Annotated in this window: 16 protein-coding genes and 1 pseudogene; 11 read left to right on the top strand and 6 right to left on the bottom strand. The window is 60.5% G+C overall.

Annotated features, from left to right (window positions below; genetic code table 11):
• Nucleotides 1–13: 13 nt before the first annotated feature.
• The 3 genes and pseudogenes from F8N43_RS14635 to F8N43_RS14625 form a co-directional block, all read left to right on the top strand.
• A pseudogene (locus tag F8N43_RS14635) lies at nt 14–1,369 on the top strand (M16 family metallopeptidase); the annotation flags it as partial.
• 154 nt (nt 1,370–1,523) lie between these two features.
• On the top strand, nt 1,524–2,522 hold the full coding sequence (locus F8N43_RS14630) for a hydrolase (protein WP_150632760.1): 999 nt from the start codon (nt 1,524–1,526) through the stop codon (nt 2,520–2,522).
• Between the two features lie 4 nt (nt 2,523–2,526).
• On the top strand, nt 2,527–3,354 hold the full coding sequence (locus tag F8N43_RS14625; RefSeq protein WP_150654021.1) for an AraC family transcriptional regulator: 828 nt from the start codon (nt 2,527–2,529) through the stop codon (nt 3,352–3,354).
• A 34-nt stretch (nt 3,355–3,388) separates the two neighbouring features.
• On the opposite strand, the gene F8N43_RS14620 is transcribed toward F8N43_RS14625, so the two are convergent.
• Both F8N43_RS14620 and F8N43_RS14615 read right to left on the bottom strand, forming a co-directional pair.
• Nucleotides 3,389–4,243, bottom strand: coding sequence for a sulfurtransferase (locus F8N43_RS14620; RefSeq protein WP_150653962.1), 855 nt, complete (start codon nt 4,241–4,243; stop codon nt 3,389–3,391).
• Between the two features lie 33 nt (nt 4,244–4,276).
• The gene (locus F8N43_RS14615; protein WP_150632758.1) at nt 4,277–4,948 is read right to left on the bottom strand and encodes a TetR/AcrR family transcriptional regulator; all 672 of its coding nucleotides are present in this window, start codon (nt 4,946–4,948) and stop codon (nt 4,277–4,279) included.
• A gap of 147 nt (nt 4,949–5,095) precedes the next feature.
• Between F8N43_RS14615 and F8N43_RS14610 the strand changes: the two genes are divergently transcribed.
• The 5 genes from F8N43_RS14610 (at nt 5,096) to F8N43_RS14590 (ending at nt 9,799) form a co-directional block, all read left to right on the top strand.
• Nucleotides 5,096–6,526, top strand: coding sequence for a coniferyl aldehyde dehydrogenase (locus tag F8N43_RS14610; protein WP_150638012.1), 1,431 nt, complete (start codon nt 5,096–5,098; stop codon nt 6,524–6,526).
• Nucleotides 6,527–6,554: 28 nt separating this feature from the next.
• A complete protein-coding gene (locus F8N43_RS14605; RefSeq protein WP_150638014.1) occupies nt 6,555–7,100 on the top strand; it encodes a twin-arginine translocation pathway signal protein in 546 nt (181 codons plus the stop codon).
• 154 nt (nt 7,101–7,254) lie between these two features.
• Complete coding sequence (locus F8N43_RS14600; RefSeq protein WP_150653961.1) at nt 7,255–8,850, top strand: GMC family oxidoreductase; 1,596 nt, start codon at nt 7,255–7,257, stop codon at nt 8,848–8,850.
• 115 nt (nt 8,851–8,965) lie between these two features.
• The gene (gene coaD, locus F8N43_RS14595; RefSeq protein ID WP_007945531.1) at nt 8,966–9,445 is read left to right on the top strand and encodes a pantetheine-phosphate adenylyltransferase; all 480 of its coding nucleotides are present in this window, start codon (nt 8,966–8,968) and stop codon (nt 9,443–9,445) included.
• 102 nt (nt 9,446–9,547) lie between these two features.
• Nucleotides 9,548–9,799: a YfhL family 4Fe-4S dicluster ferredoxin gene (locus F8N43_RS14590; protein ID WP_003195146.1), complete on the top strand. Its 252-nt coding sequence runs from the start codon at nt 9,548–9,550 to the stop codon at nt 9,797–9,799.
• Between the two features lie 123 nt (nt 9,800–9,922).
• On the opposite strand, the gene F8N43_RS14585 is transcribed toward F8N43_RS14590, so the two are convergent.
• Genes F8N43_RS14585 through F8N43_RS14575 form a run of 3 tightly spaced genes read right to left on the bottom strand, consistent with a single transcriptional unit; the run spans nt 9,923 to nt 11,953 of the window.
• Complete coding sequence (locus F8N43_RS14585) at nt 9,923–10,246, bottom strand: multidrug transporter (protein WP_150653960.1); 324 nt, start codon at nt 10,244–10,246, stop codon at nt 9,923–9,925.
• A 49-nt stretch (nt 10,247–10,295) separates the two neighbouring features.
• On the bottom strand, nt 10,296–11,108 hold the full coding sequence (gene mutM, locus F8N43_RS14580; RefSeq protein ID WP_150638018.1) for a bifunctional DNA-formamidopyrimidine glycosylase/DNA-(apurinic or apyrimidinic site) lyase: 813 nt from the start codon (nt 11,106–11,108) through the stop codon (nt 10,296–10,298).
• Between the two features lie 29 nt (nt 11,109–11,137).
• Nucleotides 11,138–11,953 (bottom strand): HDOD domain-containing protein, encoded by an 816-nt coding sequence (locus F8N43_RS14575; protein WP_191623715.1) that lies wholly within the window; start codon nt 11,951–11,953, stop codon nt 11,138–11,140.
• A gap of 256 nt (nt 11,954–12,209) precedes the next feature.
• On the opposite strand from F8N43_RS14575, the gene F8N43_RS14570 reads away from it, so the two are divergent.
• From F8N43_RS14570 to ilvD, 3 genes are all read left to right on the top strand, one after another.
• Nucleotides 12,210–13,406, top strand: a complete 1,197-nt coding sequence (locus F8N43_RS14570) for a class I SAM-dependent rRNA methyltransferase (RefSeq protein WP_095052499.1) — start codon at nt 12,210–12,212, stop codon at nt 13,404–13,406.
• 133 nt (nt 13,407–13,539) lie between these two features.
• Nucleotides 13,540–14,739: an MFS transporter gene (locus F8N43_RS14565; protein ID WP_150653959.1), complete on the top strand. Its 1,200-nt coding sequence runs from the start codon at nt 13,540–13,542 to the stop codon at nt 14,737–14,739.
• Between the two features lie 259 nt (nt 14,740–14,998).
• Nucleotides 14,999–16,840: a dihydroxy-acid dehydratase gene (gene ilvD / locus F8N43_RS14560; protein ID WP_150632750.1), complete on the top strand. Its 1,842-nt coding sequence runs from the start codon at nt 14,999–15,001 to the stop codon at nt 16,838–16,840.
• A 205-nt stretch (nt 16,841–17,045) separates the two neighbouring features.
• On the opposite strand, the gene F8N43_RS14555 is transcribed toward ilvD, so the two are convergent.
• Nucleotides 17,046–18,101, bottom strand: coding sequence for a haloacid dehalogenase-like hydrolase (locus F8N43_RS14555; protein ID WP_150653958.1), 1,056 nt, complete (start codon nt 18,099–18,101; stop codon nt 17,046–17,048).
• Nucleotides 18,102–18,301 lie beyond the last annotated feature (200 nt).

Here is an 18,301-nt window from a genome sequence, read left to right as displayed (position 1 = left end):
GTCCGGCGAGGGCGAAGTGCCCGACAAGGAGAACTCCGGCCAAATGCTGCAATCGCTGACTGAACTCGACGGCAAGGCGCCAAGTCACCGCATGGTCGACATTCAGACCTGGAATACCGCCGAAGGCGCCAAAGTGTTGTTCGCCGAAGCCAGAGGGTTACCGATGTTCGACGTGCGTCTGACCTTCGCTGCCGGCAGCAGCCGGGATGGAGACACTCCGGGATTGGCCATGCTGACAAACGTGATGCTCAACGAAGGTGTTGCCGGCAGTGATGCCAACGCTATTGCCCAAGGTTTCGAAAGCCTGGGCGCAAAGTATGCCCCCGGCACTGATCTGGATACGGCGCAAGTCTCCCTGCGCAGCCTCAGCGCCAAGGACAAACGCGAACCGGCATTGACCCTCTTCGCCGAAGTCGTCGGCAAGCCGACCTTCCCTGAAGACGCGTATGCGCGCCTGCGCAATCAGACCCTCGCCACTTTCGAAGATCAGAAGCATGACCCGGGCAAACTGGCGAGCCTTGAGTTGATGAACCGCTTGTATGGCAATCATCCGTACGCGCACGCCAGCGGTGGCACGGCGCAAGCCATTCCGTCCATCACCCCGGCCCAGCTGCGCACGTTCCACGAAAGAACCTACGCGGCCGGCAACGTGGTGATCGCGTTGGTGGGCGACTTGTCCCGTATCGAAGCCGAAGCCATTGCCGCGAAGATATCCGCAACCCTGCCCGAAGGCCCGGCCCTGGCGAAAGTCCCGCAACCGATAGAACCCAATGCCAGCAAAAGCCACATCGAATTCCCATCGCAACAGACCATTCTGATGCTCGCCCAACTGGGCATCGACCATGACAATCCAGACTACGCGGCACTGTTCATGGGCAACCAGATCCTTGGCGGCGGTTTCGGCACTCGTCTGATGAGCGAAGTCCGCGAAAAACGTGGCCTGACATACGGGGTAGTTTCAGCCTTCACCCCGATGCAGGCGCGCGGTCCATTCATGATCAAACTGCAGACCCGCGCCGAAACAAGCGAAGGCACTCTGAAACTGGTACAGGACGTGCTCGCCGACTACCTTAAAACCGGCCCGACCGAAAAAGAACTGGATGATGCCAAACGCGCGTTGGCCGGCAGCTTCCCGCAGTCCACTGCCAGCAACGCACAAATCGTCGCGAAACTGGCGTCTATCGGCTTTTATAACCTGCCGTTGAATCATCTGGACGACTTCATGCAGCAGTCCCAGCGCCTCACCGTAGAGCAAGTCAAAACCGCCTTGAACAAACACCTGAGCATGGACAAATTGGTCATCATCAGCGCAGGACCGATCGTCCCGCAAAAGCCATTGCCGGAGCCTACTGTCGAACCTGCCAGGTAATTGCTCAATCTGTCAGGCGACTTTCGCAGCATCGGAAAGCAGAAAACCGAGCGACTCTACTGTTCGTTGTGGCAACGTATGGCAGAGATCGCCGGTTAACCGACCGGCCTGAAAAGGTGCGCACAGGTTGCGCACCGCTGCATCGAGAGCAATCGTGTCCCCTCCGCCAGAACGCTTCACCCCTGCCTTCGGCCTGGGCAATCCGCACTTGCAGACCTTGTGGGGACCGCTTTGGCGCAAAACCACGCATATCGAGCGCGAGCGCGAACGCTTGTGGCTGGAAGATGGCGACTTTCTTGACCTGGACTGGCATGGCCCACACAGCGCCGATGCGCCGCTGGTGTTGGTGTTGCATGGCCTGACAGGGTCTTCCAATTCGCCTTACGTGGCCGGCGTGCAAAAAGCCCTGGACGCCCAAGGCTGGGCCAGCGTCGCGCTGAACTGGCGCGGCTGCTCGGGCGAACCAAACCTGTTGCCGCGCAGCTACCATTCCGGCGCCAGCGAAGATTTGGCCGAAACCATCAAGCACCTGCGGGCCAAACGACCGCTCGCGCCGCTGTACGCGGTCGGTTATTCCCTCGGCGGCAACGTTTTGCTCAAACACTTGGGCGAGACCGGCAGCGACAGTGGCGTGCTCGGCGCCGTCGCGGTGTCGGTTCCGTTTCGGCTCGATCAGTGCGCCGACCGTATCGGCCAGGGTTTTTCCAAGGTGTACCAGGCGCACTTCATGCGCGAGATGGTCGCCTACATCAAGAACAAGCAGCGGCAGTTCCAGCATGACGGGCGCGAGGATGGCCTGGCGAAGCTGGCCGCGCTGGGCTCGCTGGAAAACATGCGCACCTTCTGGGATTTCGATGGCCGGGTCACCGCGCCGTTGCACGGCTTCACTGATGCGCAGGATTACTATCGCCGCGCCTCGAGCCGTTATTTCCTGGGCGAGATTCGCACGCCGACGCTGATCATTCAGGCAGCCGACGACCCGTTTGTATTTCCTCACAGCCTGCCGCAAGCCGAGGAATTGTCCGCCTGCACTCAATTCGAACTGCAAGCCAAGGGCGGGCATGTCGGCTTTGTCGATGGCTCGTTCCGGCAGCCAGGTTACTACCTTGAACGGCGCATCCCACAGTGGCTGGCCGCCGTGGGTCGCGGGTAAATCGATGCAGACCGATCAGGGTGAGTCGATCCGTTTCTGGCAAACAGCGCCGCTGGCCGGGGTCGAGTTGTTGTCCGCACGCTACATCGAACACCGTTTCGCCCCGCATGTGCATGACGGTTACGTGATCGGCATGATCCTGGCCGGCGCCCAGCGATATCGCTATCGGGGCGCCGAACACCTGGCGGGCAGCGGCACGCTCGTTTTGATCAACCCCGATGAATTGCACACCGGCCACAAAGGGACGGAAGACGGTTGGTTGTACCGGGCGTTTTATCCCGATAGCGGGCAGATTCTGTCGCTGCTCGATGAGCTGGAACTGCCGGCCCATCATTTACCGGCATTTGGCGCCACCCTGTATCGCGATCCGGATCTGGTGAAAGGCTTCTGCCAACTGCATCGTCTGCTCGAAACGCCGTCCACCGCCCTGCAACAGCAGACAGCCTGGCGAGAAATGATGTTGTCGTTGCTGCAACGTCACGCCGCCGTTCCTGACGCCGGCACACCCGGCAAGGAACACCGGGCAGTGACGCAGGCCAAGGAACTGCTGCAAGCGCAATTGGCGGCACCGCCGTCGCTGGAAGAACTTGCGGCAGCGGTCAACCTGTCACCCTTTCACTTCGCCCGGGTGTTTCGCAGCGCCACTGGCATGCCACCGCACACCTGGTTGATGCAGCAGCGCATCGCTCGGGCGCGAGCGTTGTTGCAGGGCGGCTGTTTGCCGTTGGAGGTCGCGACGCAATTGGGGTTTGCCGACCAGAGTCATCTGAGTCGACAGTTCAAGCAGGTGTACGGGGTGGGGCCGGGGGCTTATCGCAGAGCACTCCTGTAGGAGCCGGCTTGCTGGCTCCTACAGGGGATCGGTGTTACTCGCCAGTGGCGACGCCCCGCGCAGGTTCGTTGATCCACTCGCTCCACGACCCGGCATACAACGACCCCAACGGATAGCCAGCCAGGCACAAGGCGAACAGGTTATGGCACGCCGTCACGCCGGAACCGCAATACGCCACCAGATCGGTCGGTGAACGGTTGCCGAGTTTCGCGGCAAACCGCTGCTGGAGCTGATCGGCCGGCAGAAAACGCCCGTCGCTCCCCAGGTTGTCGGTGAACGCCGCACATTGCGCGCCGGGAATGTGCCCGGCAATCGGGTCGATCGGTTCCACTTCGCCCTTGAAACGTGGCAAGGCGCGCGCATCGAGCAAGGTCAAATCGGGCTGACCGAGACGCTGATGAAGCTGTTCGGCGCTCAACAGCAACGCATTGTCCGGCGTTCCCGTGAAGGTGCCACGTTCAACACCGGGAGCATCGAGGCTCAAGGGCAAACCCGCCGCGTGCCACGCCTTGAGTCCGCCATCGAGGATAAACACGCCGTCACGCTTGCCCAGCCAGGCCAGCAACCACCACGCCCGCGCCGCATAGGCACCCGGGCCGTCGTCGTACAAAACCACATCACTGTCGGCATTGATGCCCCAGGCTTGCAGGCGTTCGATCAAGTCCGCAGGTTGCGGCAACGGATGACGCCCGGTCACACCCTTGACCACCGCCCCGCTCAAATCACGTTCAAGATCGGCGAAGCTCGACCCGGCGATATGCCCTTCGGCATAGCTGCGCTGGCCATAGTCCGGGTCATCGAGGGCAAAACGACAATCAAGAATCACCAACCCCGGCTGGTCCTTTTTCAGGTCCAGTGCTTGCGGGCTGATCAGTTGCGCAATGGGCATAACGGGCTCCTGTGAGGTTGTCGATTTTGAATCCTACTGCACTTCTTCCAGCGCCTGGGCCAGCGGCACGTAATACTCCTCGCACAGCGCGTTCACCGCATCGCGAGACTGATCGGTGACGAAGCCGGCCTCCAGCACCAGCACCTGATACACGCCACGCTTGATCGCCTGCTCGCTCAGGTGATTGGAGTTTTCCCGCGTGGTGCACAAAAAACGCACCCAGGACGTGAGGATGATCCACGCATTGAGCGTCAGGGATTCAATCTGCACCTTGTCCATTTGCAGGATGCCCGCATCGACGAAGGCGGCGTAGATGTGCGTGCCATGGATCAGGCAGCGCTGGGAAAAGCGCCGATAACGGGCGGCCAGTTCCGGATCGCTGTCGAGCAAGTGCTCCAGATCACGGTGCAAAAACCGGTAGCGCCACATCGCCGCCAGCAACTCCTGAAGGTAGAAGCGCTTGTCCTCAACCGTCGAGGCGCGCCCCTGGGGCGGGCGCAGGAAGCTGTCCACCAGGCTTTCGTACTCACTGAACAACACGGCGATGATCGCCTGCTTGTTGGGGAAGTGGTAGTACAGGTTGCCCGGAGAAATCTCCATGTGGGCAGCAATGTGATTGGTGCTGATGCTGCGCTCGCCCTGCTGGTTGAACAGCTCCAGGCTGTTCTGCACGATGCGCTCGCTGGTTTTGATCCGAGGGGCCATGGCTTGAGCTTTAATTCAGAGTGCGTTGAGGGGCATCTTACGGCCTAACTGCGAGTGGATAAAACAACACGATGCCAGGATGGCATTTGACTTTATAGAGCACAAACTCTAAAAAGCTCTTCATTACAATAAAATCCGGAGCCGACCATGACTGCTGACATCGCCTATCTGCAGAACCTGCAGCAGCCCCTGGAGGAACTTCAAACCCGGTTCGACGCCCAGCGCGCAGCCTATGCCGCCAACCCGATGCCGCCCGCTGCCCAGCGACTTCAATGGCTCAAAGCCCTGCGCGATTTGTTGAGCAATGAACGTCAGGCCCTGATCGATGCGATCAGCCAGGATTTCAGCCACCGCAGCGCCGATGAAACCCTGCTCGCGGAACTGATGCCCAGCCTGCACGGCATTCATTACGCCAGTCAGCACCTCAATGGCTGGATGAAACCTTCGCGGCGCAAAGTCGGCGTGGCCTTTCAGCCGGCCTCGGCCAAAGTGGTTTATCAACCGCTGGGCGTGGTCGGGGTGATCGTGCCGTGGAACTACCCGCTGTACCTGGCCATCGGGCCGTTGGTTGGCGCGTTGTCGGCGGGCAATCGGGTGATGCTCAAACTCAGCGAGTCGACCCCCGCCACGGGCCTGCTGCTCAAGGAGCTGCTGGGCCGGATCTTTCCCGAAGACCTGGTTTGCGTGGTGCTCGGTGAGGCTGATATCGGCGTAGCGTTCTCCCGCTTGCGTTTCGATCACCTGCTGTTCACCGGCGCCACCAGCATTGGCAAACACGTGATGCGCGCGGCGGCCGAGAACCTGACGCCGGTGACGCTGGAGCTGGGCGGCAAATCCCCGGCCATCGTCTCTCGCGATGTGCCGTTGAAGGACGCCGCCGAACGCATTGCGTTCGGCAAGACGCTGAACGCCGGGCAAACCTGCGTCGCCCCGGACTACGTGCTGGTGCCGGAGGATCGCGTGGGCTCTTTCGTCGAAGCCTACCGTCAGGCGGTTCGTGGGTTTTATCCGACACTGGCTGACAACCCGGACTACACCGCGATCATCAATGACCGGCAACTGGCCCGGCTCAACGGCTACATCAGCGATGCCACCAGCAAAGGCGCGCTGCTGATTCCGCTGTTCGATCAGGGCCAAGGCCGGCGCATGAGCCATAGCCTGCTGCTCAACGTCACCGACGAGATGATGGTGATGCAGGACGAAATCTTCGGCCCGCTGCTGCCAATCGTTCCGTACAAGGATCTGGATGAAGCATTTGCCTACATCAACCAGCGACCTCGTCCGCTGGCCCTCTATTACTTCGGCTACGACAAGCGCGAACAAAACCGCGTCCTGCATGAAACCCATTCCGGCGGTGTGTGCCTGAACGACACGTTGCTGCACGTCGCGCAGGACGACATGCCCTTCGGCGGCATCGGCGCCTCAGGCATGGGCCATTACCACGGCCATGAAGGTTTCCTGACCTTCAGCAAGGCCAAGGGTGTGCTGATCAAACAGCGTTTCAACGCGGCGAAATTGATCTACCCGCCGTACGGCAAATCCATTCAGAAACTGATCCAGAAGCTGTTTATCCGCTAATGACCGTCACCGTCGGGTAATAACAATAATGAGCCCAAGCCTGTCCGATACACCCGCGCTGTCTCGGCGCGGCTTGCTTAAATTCAGCCTCGGCGCGTCTGCTTTCCTGGCGACGGCCGGTTTGGGCGCGAGCCTCAGCGGCTGTTCGTCGAGCCTCCCGGCCGACGGTTTCGCGATGCTGCGCAGCGGCGATCTGCTGTTTTTGCGGGCGCTGATTCCGGTGATGCTCGAGGGCGCCGTGGTCGCCGGAACAATGCCGATGGCGCTCGACCAGACCTTGCACTGCCTGGATAACAGCCTCAATCACCTGTCGCCGGAAATGCTCAAGCTGACTCGGCAATTGTTCGATGTGCTGGGAATGGCCGTGACGCGTGGGCCGTTGACCGGGATTTGGGGCAGTTGGGAAAACGCCAGTGCTGATGAGATTCGGCACTTTCTTGATCGCTGGGAAAACAGTTCATTAAGCCTGTTGCGCATGGGCCACAGCTCGTTGCTGCAACTGGTGATGATGGCGTGGTACAGCCGGGCGGAGTCGTGGGCGCATTGCGGGTATCCCGGGCCGCCTACGGTTTGAGACCCGGTCGACCCAATCGCTGGCAAGCCCGCGCCCACAGAGTTCGAGTCGTTCACAAAAGGGTGGCCCACCTTAAATCCTGTGGGAACGGGCTTGCCCGCGAAGGCGTCAGCCGCTTCACCACAGAATCGAAAAACAATAAGAGAACCCGAATATGCCCGTACCCGATCCGTTCCGCGAAGGCATGGCCCGCGGCTGGAAAACCCGCGACGGCTCGCAACTGACCGAAGACCTGACCCTCGAAGCGGACGTGGCGATCATCGGCAGCGGCGCGGGCGGCGGCACCACCGCTGAAATCCTCAGCGCCGCCGGCTACAAAGTGTTGCTGATCGAAGAAGGTCCGCTCAAAACCAGCAGCGACTTCAAAATGCTTGAAGACCAGGCCTACACCAGCCTCTATCAAGAAGGCATCGGCCGCATGAGCAAGGACGGCGCGATCACCATCCTTCAGGGCCGCGCGGTGGGCGGCACCACGCTGATCAACTGGACCTCGAGTTTCCGCACACCGGAGCCGACGCTCGAACACTGGGCCAGAGAGCACGACGTCAAAGGCCACAGCCCGGCCGAGATGGCGCCATGGTTCGAGAAAATGGAGCAGCGTCTCGGCGTCGCGCCCTGGAGGGTCCCGCCCAACGCCAACAATGACGTGATCCGCAAGGGCTGCGAGAAGCTCGGTTACGCTTGGCACGTCATCCCGCGCAACGTGCGCGGTTGCTGGAACCTCGGCTATTGCGGCATGGGCTGCCCGACCAACGCCAAGCAATCGATGATGGTGACGACGATTCCGGCGACCCTGGAAAAGGGTGGCGAACTGATTTACCTGGCCCGCGCGGAAAAACTGGAGATCAAGGACGGTAAGGTCACCGGCCTGCAATGCGTGGCGATGGACGACCGTTGCGTCGCCCCCACGGGTAAGACGATCACGGTCAAGGCGCGGCATTACGTGCTGGCTGGCGGCGGGATCAACAGCCCTGCGCTGCTGTTGCGATCGAAGGCGCCGGACCCGCACAAGCGGCTGGGCAAACGGACCTTTCTGCATCTGGTCAACATGTCCGCGGGGCTGTTCGACGAGGTGATCAACCCGTTCTACGGCGCGCCACAGTCGATCTACTCCGACCACTTCCAATGGCAGGACGGCACGACCGGCAAGATGGCTTACAAACTCGAAGTGCCACCGCTGCACCCGGCGCTGGCGGCCACCTTGCTCGGCGGTTTTGGCCAGGAAAGCGCCCGACACATGGAGAACCTGCCGCATACCCACGCCATGCTGGCGTTGCTGCGCGATGGTTTTCACCCCGACAGCCCTGGCGGCAGTGTCGAGTTGCGCGGTGACAACACGCCCGTGCTCGACTATCAGGTTTCACCCTACGCCTGGGACGGACTGCGTCGCGCCTTCCACAGCATGGCCGAAATCCAGTTCGCCGGCGGTGCCAACGCTGTGATGCCGATGCACGCTGATGCGCGCTATGTGAAAACCCTGGCTGAAGCACGCACGCTGATCGACGGTCTGAGCCTTGAGTTGTATCGCACACGGCTGGGCAGTGCCCATGTGATGGGTGGTTGTGCCATGGGCGAGGACCCGAAAAACGCTGTAACCGACAGCCTCGGCCGGCATCATCAGCTCAGCAATCTATCGATCCACGATGGCTCGCTGTTTCCCACCAGCATTGGTGCAAACCCGCAATTGTCGGTCTACGGGCTGACGGCGCAACTGGCAACTTCGCTGGCCGAACGTTTGAAAAAACCTTGAAAAGAGCGAATATTCCCATCGTCTATAGTGCTTTCTTACCCAACAGGCGACTTGGCCGACCGGGAAGGCTGCGATACCATCCGACTCCCCAACGGACTCCCGCCAGGACGACGCGATGAACCGAGTGTTGTACCCAGGTACCTTCGACCCTATTACCAAGGGCCATGGCGACTTGGTCGAACGCGCCGCGCGCCTGTTCGATCATGTGATCATCGCCGTTGCTGCCAGCCCGAAGAAAAACCCGTTGTTTCCCCTGGAACAACGTGTGGAGCTGGCCCGCGAGGTCACTAAACATCTGCCGAACGTTGAAGTCGTCGGCTTCTCGACGCTGTTGGCGCATTTCGCCAAAGAGAAGAATGCCAACGTGTTCCTGCGTGGTTTGCGCGCCGTGTCGGACTTCGAATACGAATTTCAGCTGGCCAACATGAACCGTCAGCTGGCGCCGGATGTGGAAAGCCTGTTTCTTACGCCGTCCGAGCGTTATTCGTTCATCTCCTCGACGCTGGTCCGTGAAATCGCGGCCTTGGGCGGCGATATCACCAAGTTCGTGCACCCTGCGGTGGCGGACGCCCTGACCGAACGCTTCAAGAAGTAACGACCGCTCAAGCGGCGCCCGCGTGCACTGCGGGCGCCAATGCGGCACAATTGCGCGCATTGGTTTTTAGCGCCCGGGCCTGCCGCCCCGGCTGGAGTTAGCATGTCCCTGATCATCACCGACGATTGCATCAACTGCGACGTCTGCGAACCCGAGTGCCCGAACGCCGCCATTTCCCAAGGCGAAGAGATCTACGTGATCGACCCGAACCTGTGCACCCAGTGTGTCGGCCACTATGACGAACCTCAGTGCCAGCAGGTCTGCCCGGTGGATTGCATTCCACTGGACGAGGCGCATCCGGAGACTGAAGAGCAGTTGATGGAGAAGTACCGGAAGATTACCGGCAAGGCTTGAATGTGCGGAGTCTGTCCTGACGCCATCGCGGGCAAGCCCGCTCCCACAGGTATTGCGCGGTCACTTGTGGGAGCGGGCTTGCCCGCGATGAGGCCATCAAACACACCAAACATGTGACTGGTTTCACTCCCGCTGCTCAAACCCCTCCCCGATACACCCCAGACACCGCACGAACGCCGCTTTCGCCGGGTCAACCACCAACGCCTGTCCTGCATCGCCGACATTGCCGCCCAACGCGGTAAACGGCAACGACACCACAAACGCCCCCACGCCGATCACCGTTGCCACGACCAGCAAGGGTCGGGCAATCAGCAAGTCGCCAAGCATGGCGTACGCCGGGGGATTCTGGATGGTGTAGCGCGGATCACCGCTGCCCGTGTTTGCCGCCTGCGCTGGTGCACCGACACTCAGCAGCAAAACGACGACAGCGGTTCGAAGCAGGTTCATGGCTCAGTCCTATAGCAGTGAGAACACTGACTATAGACCGTAGGACATATCAGCTCTGACAGCGCGGGCAAAAGACGCTGGCGCGCTGCCCGAGTTTGACTTCCCGCAGCTCTGTACCGCAGACCTTACACGGCTGACTGCCACGGCCGTACACGAACAACTCCTGCTGGAAATAACCGGGCTGACCGTCGCCACCGATAAAGTCGCGCAACGTCGTACCGCCGCGCTCGATGGCGGCGGCCAGGATGCGTTTGATCTCGATCGCCAATTTCAGATAGCGCGCCCGGGAAATACTCTTGGCCTCACGACGCGGATCGATCCCGGCCGCAAACAGCGCTTCGGTCGCGTAGATATTGCCGACGCCGACCACCACCGCGTTGTCCATGATGAACGGTTTGACCGCCATCGAGCGCCCGCGGGATTGCTGGAACAAGCGCTCACCGTCGAACAGGTCGGTCAACGGCTCCGGGCCCAGGCGAATCAGCAATTCGTGGTTGAGCGGATCGAGGCTCCAGAGCATCGCGCCGAACCGTCGCGGGTCGGTATAACGCAGGGCCAGGCCCGATTCCAGTTCGATGTCCACATGCTCATGCTTGGCCGCCGGCATGCCGACTTCCACCAGACGCAGATTGCCCGACATGCCCAGATGGCTGATCAACGTGCCGACTTCGGCGTTGATCAGCAAGTACTTGGCACGCCGTTCCACCAGCACGATACGCTGGCCGGAAAGGCGCACATCCAGGTCTTCAGGGATCGGCCAGCGCAGGCGACGATCACGCACGACCACCCGGCTGACGCGCTGGCCTTCCAGGTGAGGCGCAATCCCGCGGCGGGTGGTTTCGACTTCTGGCAGTTCAGGCATGGCGCTCTCGAATCAGGCTCTGACGACACTCAGCGGTGAGTGCCGAGGTCGCGAATCGTTTGTTTGAGGGTTTCGAAGTCGTAGTCCGAGAGGCCGACGTAATCGAGCACCAGCGGCGCGATGGTGTTCCATTCATGGTCATCGTTCTGGTTGCCCAGAACCCGGTAGGACGCACAAATGTGCTCGGCCATTTTCAGGATCGCCAACAGGTTTTTCAGCTGGCTGTTGCGCGATGACTCATCGCTGAAAATCGCCAGCGCGTTGTGGTGGTTGGCGATCGCGGTGCTCACGTGCTCCGGCAGGCGCCAGGATTTGGCCGTGTAATAACCCACCACCGCATGGTTGGTATTGAACACCCGATTTTCTGTGTCCACTACCCGGCATTCGGCACTGGCGCTGGCGTAGGCTTCTTCCAGCGTGGTCATGTAGTCCGGGAATCGCTGAAGCATCAGCGGCACGCCGCAGTCGTGGAACAGGCCCAAGGCGTACGCTTCATCCCCCGCCTGGACGCCGATGCGCTTGGCCAGGGTCAGGCAAGTCATCGCCACATCCTGCGCGGTGTCCCAGAAACGGTTCAGGGTGACGATGGTGTCATCGTTCATTTCACCCTTGATCGACTGCGCGTTGATCAGGTTGATGATCGAACGGCTACCCAGCAGATTCACCGCACGCTGTATCGAGGCGATCTTGTTGCTCAGGCCGTAATACGGCGAGTTGACGATTTTCAGCAGGGAACCAGAGAGTCCCGGGTCCTGGGAGATCAGCTTGGCGATGACCTCCAGATCCGGGTCGGGCATGTACTGCTCCATCTGCAAATCCACCATGATCTGCGGCTGGGCCGGCACGCTGATGCCTTGCAGGGACTGTTGGATCTGTTCGGTGGTCAGCTCTTGGGACATAAGTACACACTCTGGGACAGGCGCCGATTCTAACCTTTATAAAGTTGGATCCGACACACTGGCGGGCAACATCGGCCAAAGTTTCGTGTCGGCGTTGCATTTGAAATCGCTTACGCGAGCAGGTCATCAGTGTTTCATCGCCTTCAAACCCGTCGTCACCCTCAACACGCTATACTCCCGCTCTTTTTTCCGGAGCGACGTCATGTCCCTGCCTAGCCTGCGCCTCAAAGCCAACGCCGACCGTCGCCTGCGAAACGGTCACTTGTGGGTCTACAGCAACGAAATCGATGTAGCGGCGACCCCTTTGCACGGTTTCAAGGCCGGCGACCAGGCGATCCTCGAAGCTGCCGGCGGCAAGCCGCTGGGCATCGTCGCCATGAGCCCGAACAACCTGATCTGCGCCCGCCTGCTGTCGCGCGACATCAAGTTGCCGCTGGACAAATCGCTGCTGGTGCATCGTCTGAACGTCGCCCTGTCCCTGCGTGATCGCCTGTTCGACAAGCCGTTCTATCGCCTGGTCTACGGCGACTCCGACCTGCTGCCAGGCCTGGTGGTCGACCGTTTCGGCGACATCCTGGTGGTGCAGATCGCGTCGGCGACTATGGAAGCCCATAAAGACGACGTGATCGCGGCGCTGACCCAAGTGCTCAAGCCAAGCGGCATTCTGTTCAAGAACGACTCCGCGGCTCGCGATGCCGAAGGCCTCAACCGCTACGTCGAAACCGTGTTCGGCCTGGTGCCAGAGTGGGTGGCGCTGGAAGAGAACGGCGTGAAATTCGAAGCGCCGGTCATCCAGGGCCAGAAAACCGGCTGGTTCTACGACCACCGCATGAACCGCGCACGCCTGGCCCCTTACGCCAAAGGCAAACGCGTGCTCGACCTCTACAGCTACATCGGTGGCTGGGGCGTGCAAGCGGCCGCGTTCGGTGCCAGTGAAGTGTTCTGCGTCGATGCTTCGGCCTTCGCCCTCGATGGCGTAGAGCGCAACGCCGCGCTGAACGGTGTCGCCGAAAAAATGACCTGCATCGAAGGCGACGTCTTCGAAGCCCTGAAAGAGCTGAAAGCCAGCGAAGAACGTTTCGACGTGATCGTGGCCGACCCGCCGGCGTTCATCAAACGCAAGAAAGACATGAAAAACGGTGAAGGCGCCTACCGTCGCCTGAACGAGCAAGCCATGCGCCTGCTCAGCAAGGACGGCATCCTGGTCAGCGCTTCGTGCTCGATGCACCTGCCGGAAGACGATCTGCAAAACATCCTGCTGACCAGCGCCCGTCACCTGGATCGCAACATCCAGATGCTGGAACGCGGCGGCCAGGGTCCGGATCATCCGGTGCACCCGGCGATTGCTGAAACGCGTTACATCAAGAGCATTACTTGCCGGTTGCTGCCAAACAGCTAAACCGCTCACTGCTTGCAGGAGCGAGTCAGCTCGCCCCTGCAACAGTTTCAGAACAGTCCTACACACCCCGCATTGACTTCCATGTCCATCAGGTCAACTCTCGGCCACCCCTCACGGATCGAGAGCGTTGTTGATGAACCCTTCCACGCATACCGCGAAAAAATCGGCGCTCATCCTGCTATTGATGACGATGACGCTGCTGGGTGTTTTCCCGCTGGACGTCGTGCTCCCCTCCTTTCCCGCGCTCTCTGACTACTTCCGTACCTCCGCGTCCGACATTGCCCTTTCAGTCAGCCTGTTCGCCATTGGCCTTGGGCTATCGGTGGTGCTGGTCGGGCCGCTGTCGGATAGGTGGGGGCGCAAGACCCTGTTGCTGACCGGCATCGCCATCTCGATGGTGGGTGCAACCGGTTGCCTGCTTTCCAGCGATTACAGTTGGTTCCTGGTGTTTCGCGTCATTCAGGCCGTGGGTTGCGGTTCCTTTGTGCTGTCGCAGGCCTTGATTCAGGATTTGTTCGTCGGCAAGCAACAGGAGCGAATCAGGATCTGGATGACGACCGGCGGCGGGGTGTTCATTTCCATATCGCCGCTGCTCGGAACCTGGCTGCAAATGCACCTGGGCTGGGAGGGCAGCTTCTATGTCTTTATCGCGTTAGCCGCCATTGTCTGGACAAAGGCTGGCGTCTTGCTCAAGGAAACGCCGCGCAGTCATACGGCGCCGCCCGCTCGCTTTTTCAGTGCCTATTGGCGGCTGTGTGCCGACGTACGCTTCATGGGTTACTGGCTTATTTCCGGCCTGGCCTTCGCCTGCCATTTTTCATTCATCGTCATGTCGCCGATCATTTTCATGGAGCGCCTGGCACTCACGCCCTACGAATTCGCCTGGACATTGTTGCTGTATGGCGTGGCTTATGTGTTCGGCGGGATAGTCGCCAGCGCGCTGCATCGGCGCCTGCCGGCCAACTCGCAGATCGTGATCGGCCTGGGGCTGATCGCCCTGTCGGGGCTGGTCATGCTGTGGCTGGCCAATCAGTTCGGGCTCACTGCGGCGGCGGCGCTGATCCCCATGCTCATTTGCACGGCCGGCACCACCATTGCCCGGCCTATCGCCAATTCCAAAGCCATGACCCTTTATCCACAGGATGCCGGTACGTCCTCATCGGTCGGCGGCGTGATGATCTTCCTCTGCGGCGGGGTGATCAGTGTGGTGATCAATCTCGCCTCCGAGGATCTCACCACCGCACTCGCCTTGTGCTTCCTGGTCCTGAGCGCCACAGGTCTGGGTCTGAACGCGCTGATCATGCAGCGCAATCTGGCGCTGAACGCGAGTTGATACACGCCGGTCGTCATCCCGCGCGCGCCACTGAGGCAGGATCAGCGTTTCCCGGCATTCCCTCCTGACGCCAGCCGTGTAGAATCGCGACATTCATCGCCAGTCATCCCCCGGCGGGTTTATGAGCTCAAGCTGAAGCGCGCGGCGATCCCGCAAAGTTATCGGCAACTTCCGGACACACGGCCATTTCTGAGTGTTCCAGACGTCAATAGAAGCTCACTTCCCTTTTGATACCTGAATTAGCCGCCCGGAGTGCTTCATGCCTGATTACCGCTCGAAAACATCCACCCACGGCCGCAACATGGCCGGTGCCCGCGCATTGTGGCGCGCCACGGGGATGAAAGATGACGACTTCAAAAAGCCGATCATCGCCATTGCCAACTCCTTCACCCAGTTCGTACCGGGCCACGTCCACCTCAAGGACCTGGGCCAACTGGTCGCCCGCGAAATCGAACGCGCCGGCGGTGTAGCGAAAGAATTCAACACCATCGCTGTCGATGACGGCATCGCCATGGGCCACGACGGCATGCTGTATTCGCTGCCGAGCCGCGAGATCATCGCCGACTCCGTCGAATACATGGTCAACGCCCACTGCGCCGACGCCATCGTCTGCATCTCCAACTGCGACAAGATCACCCCTGGCATGCTGATGGCCGCCCTGCGCCTGAACATCCCGGTGATCTTCGTGTCCGGCGGCCCGATGGAAGCCGGCAAGACCAAACTGGCCAGCCACGGTCTCGACCTCGTCGACGCCATGGTGATCGCCGCCGACTCCAGCGCTTCTGACGAGAAAGTCGCCGAGTACGAGCGCAGCGCCTGCCCGACCTGCGGTTCGTGCTCCGGCATGTTCACCGCCAACTCGATGAACTGCCTGGTTGAAGCCCTGGGCCTGGCCTTGCCGGGCAACGGTTCGACCCTCGCCACCCACAGCGACCGCGAGCAGCTGTTCCTGCAGGCCGGCCGCACCATCGTCGAGCTGTGCAAGCGTTACTACGGCGAGAACGATGAGTCGGTATTGCCGCGCAACATCGCCAACTTCAAGGCGTTCGAAAACGCCATGACCCTGGACATCGCCATGGGCGGTTCCACCAACACCATCCTGCACTTGCTGGCCGCCGCCCAGGAAGCCGAGATCGATTTCGACCTGCGCGACATCGACCGCCTCTCCCGTCACGTGCCGCAACTGTGCAAAGTCGCGCCGAACATCCAGAAGTACCACATGGAAGACGTGCACCGCGCTGGCGGGATCTTCAGCATCCTCGGCTCGCTGTCCCGTGGCGGCCTGCTGCACACCGACCTGCCGACCGTGCACAGCAAGACCCTGGCCGAAGGCATCGCCAAATGGGACATCACCCAGACCGACGATGAAGCCGTACATCACTTCTTCAAGGCTGGCCCGGCAGGCATCCCGACGCAAACCGCGTTCAGCCAGTCGACCCGCTGGGAAACCCTGGACGACGACCGTGAAAACGGCTGCATCCGCAGTGTCGAACACGCTTACTCGAAAGAAGGCGGCCTGGCCGTTCTCTACGGCAACATCGCGCTGGACGGCTGCGTGGTGAAAACCGCCGGCGTCGACGAGTCGATCCACGTGTTCGAAGGCAACGCGAAGATCTTCGAAAGCCAGGACAGCGCCGTGCGCGGCATCCTCGCGGACGAAGTGAAAGCGGGCGACATCGTGATCATCCGTTACGAAGGCCCGAAAGGCGGCCCGGGCATGCAGGAAATGCTGTACCCGACGTCGTATCTGAAATCCAAAGGTCTGGGCAAAGCCTGCGCCCTGCTCACCGACGGTCGCTTCTCCGGCGGCACTTCGGGCCTGTCCATCGGCCACGCTTCGCCCGAGGCCGCTGCCGGCGGCGCGATTGGTCTGGTGCAGGACGGCGACAAAGTGCTGATCGACATTCCGAACCGCTCGATCAATCTGTTGGTCAGCGATGAAGAATTGGCCGGGCGCCGTGCCGAGCAGGACCAGAAAGGCTGGAAGCCTGTGGAAAAACGTCCACGCAAGGTGACCACCGCACTGAAGGCCTACGCCCTGCTGGCGACCAGCGCCGACAAGGGTGCTGTGCGTAACAAGGCGATGCTTGACGGGCTGTAAGCCTTAGTCGCCGCCATAAAAATGCCCCGCCAAGTGCGGGGCATTTTTTTGCTAACAAAGCCGGGTCGGCAGTAGCACCTCTGTGAATGTCACGCCGCCATCGCGGGCAAGCCCGCTCCCACAAGGTCTCGGGTGAAACACAGATTGTGTGAACACCCAAGATCCCTGTGGGAGCGGGCTTGCCCGCGATTGAAGCGACTCGGTCTTACTGGATTTCCGCCGGTGTGACGACCACCCAGTTCTTGTCCGCCGTCACCGGCAACCCTTCCTTGGCTTGAGCCGCAGCGTGTTTGGCCATCATGCCGTTAATCTGGGTCATGTATTTGTCCTTGCGGTTGATCCACAAGTGAATGCCGCCCTTGGCCACGTCAACGCTGTGGAAGAGCATGTAACCGTCGCTAGTCGGGGTATCGCCGCCCACCAGTACCGGTTTTTTCCACTCATCGATGTAGGTCAGGATCGCCGCGTGCTTGCCGGCCATCCAGGTCGCCGGAGTCCACAGGTACGGAGTCAGTTCGAGGCCGAGGTTGGCCTTCTCGTCATACTTGCCAGCGGTGATCTGTTTGCGCGCGGTGGTCAGCTCGCCGGACTTTTGATCCTTGAGCAGCAGGCTCACACCGATCACATTCTGCGGTTTGACGTTGTAGCCGTACTTCGGATCGGCCGCGACCATACGCACCAGTTCTTCGGAAGCGGCGGTCATCACGTAGACCTCGATGCCGTTCTCCATCAGCTTGTTGTAGAGCTCTTGCTGGCCGGTGAAGATTTTCGGTGGGTTGACGTCGAGCTTCTTGACCACGTCGCCTTCGTAATAAGTCGCCGGCACCGGTTTGCCGGAGGCCATCAACTCGTCGACATAGCCCTTGAGCTCTTGGAGCGTGAAACCGGAGAACACCTGGGCGACCCATGGATAGCAAACCATGTCGTCGACTTCGCAGAGGCGGTAGTAGTAACTGAACAGGCTTTCCTTGTGGTCGGCGGTGTCCTTGAACGGCATCAGTTTCAGGGAGGGGTCGAGTTTCTCGCGGGTGATCAGGCCCTTGTTCTCCATGAACGGCAGCAACGACTCTTCAAGGTCGTAGCGGTAACTGGTGTTGTCCATGTCGAACACCGCGTAGTTACCCTTGTTGGCGTTGGCCGCGATCATCGCGTCCAGCGCCTTGGCCTGATCGGCTGGCCAATGCTTCAGATCCGTGGCGAGTGCTTGGCCGGCAAGCCCTAGGCAAAGTGCTGCAACTAAAAATTTCGGTGCGAATCTCATCGTCAAACCTCCCTGATTCAAAGATATCGACGCTAACAAATAACTGTGACAGTCCTCATCTGTCAGCGACCGCACACGTCCCCTTCGCGTCAGCTGCATCCCTGACAGCGACACCCGCTTATTCCAAAAACGACAGTTATCAGATTTTTTTGATATTAATTCATTGGAAATCAAGCTGTTAGGCTTGCCGGTTCGCAGCT

The organism is Pseudomonas fluorescens, from assembly GCF_902498065.1.
GTDB lineage: Bacteria > Pseudomonadota > Gammaproteobacteria > Pseudomonadales > Pseudomonadaceae > Aquipseudomonas > Aquipseudomonas fluorescens_BJ.
The sequence above is the reverse complement of the archived record's forward strand: the minus strand, read 5'-3'. Positions and strand labels throughout refer to the sequence as shown.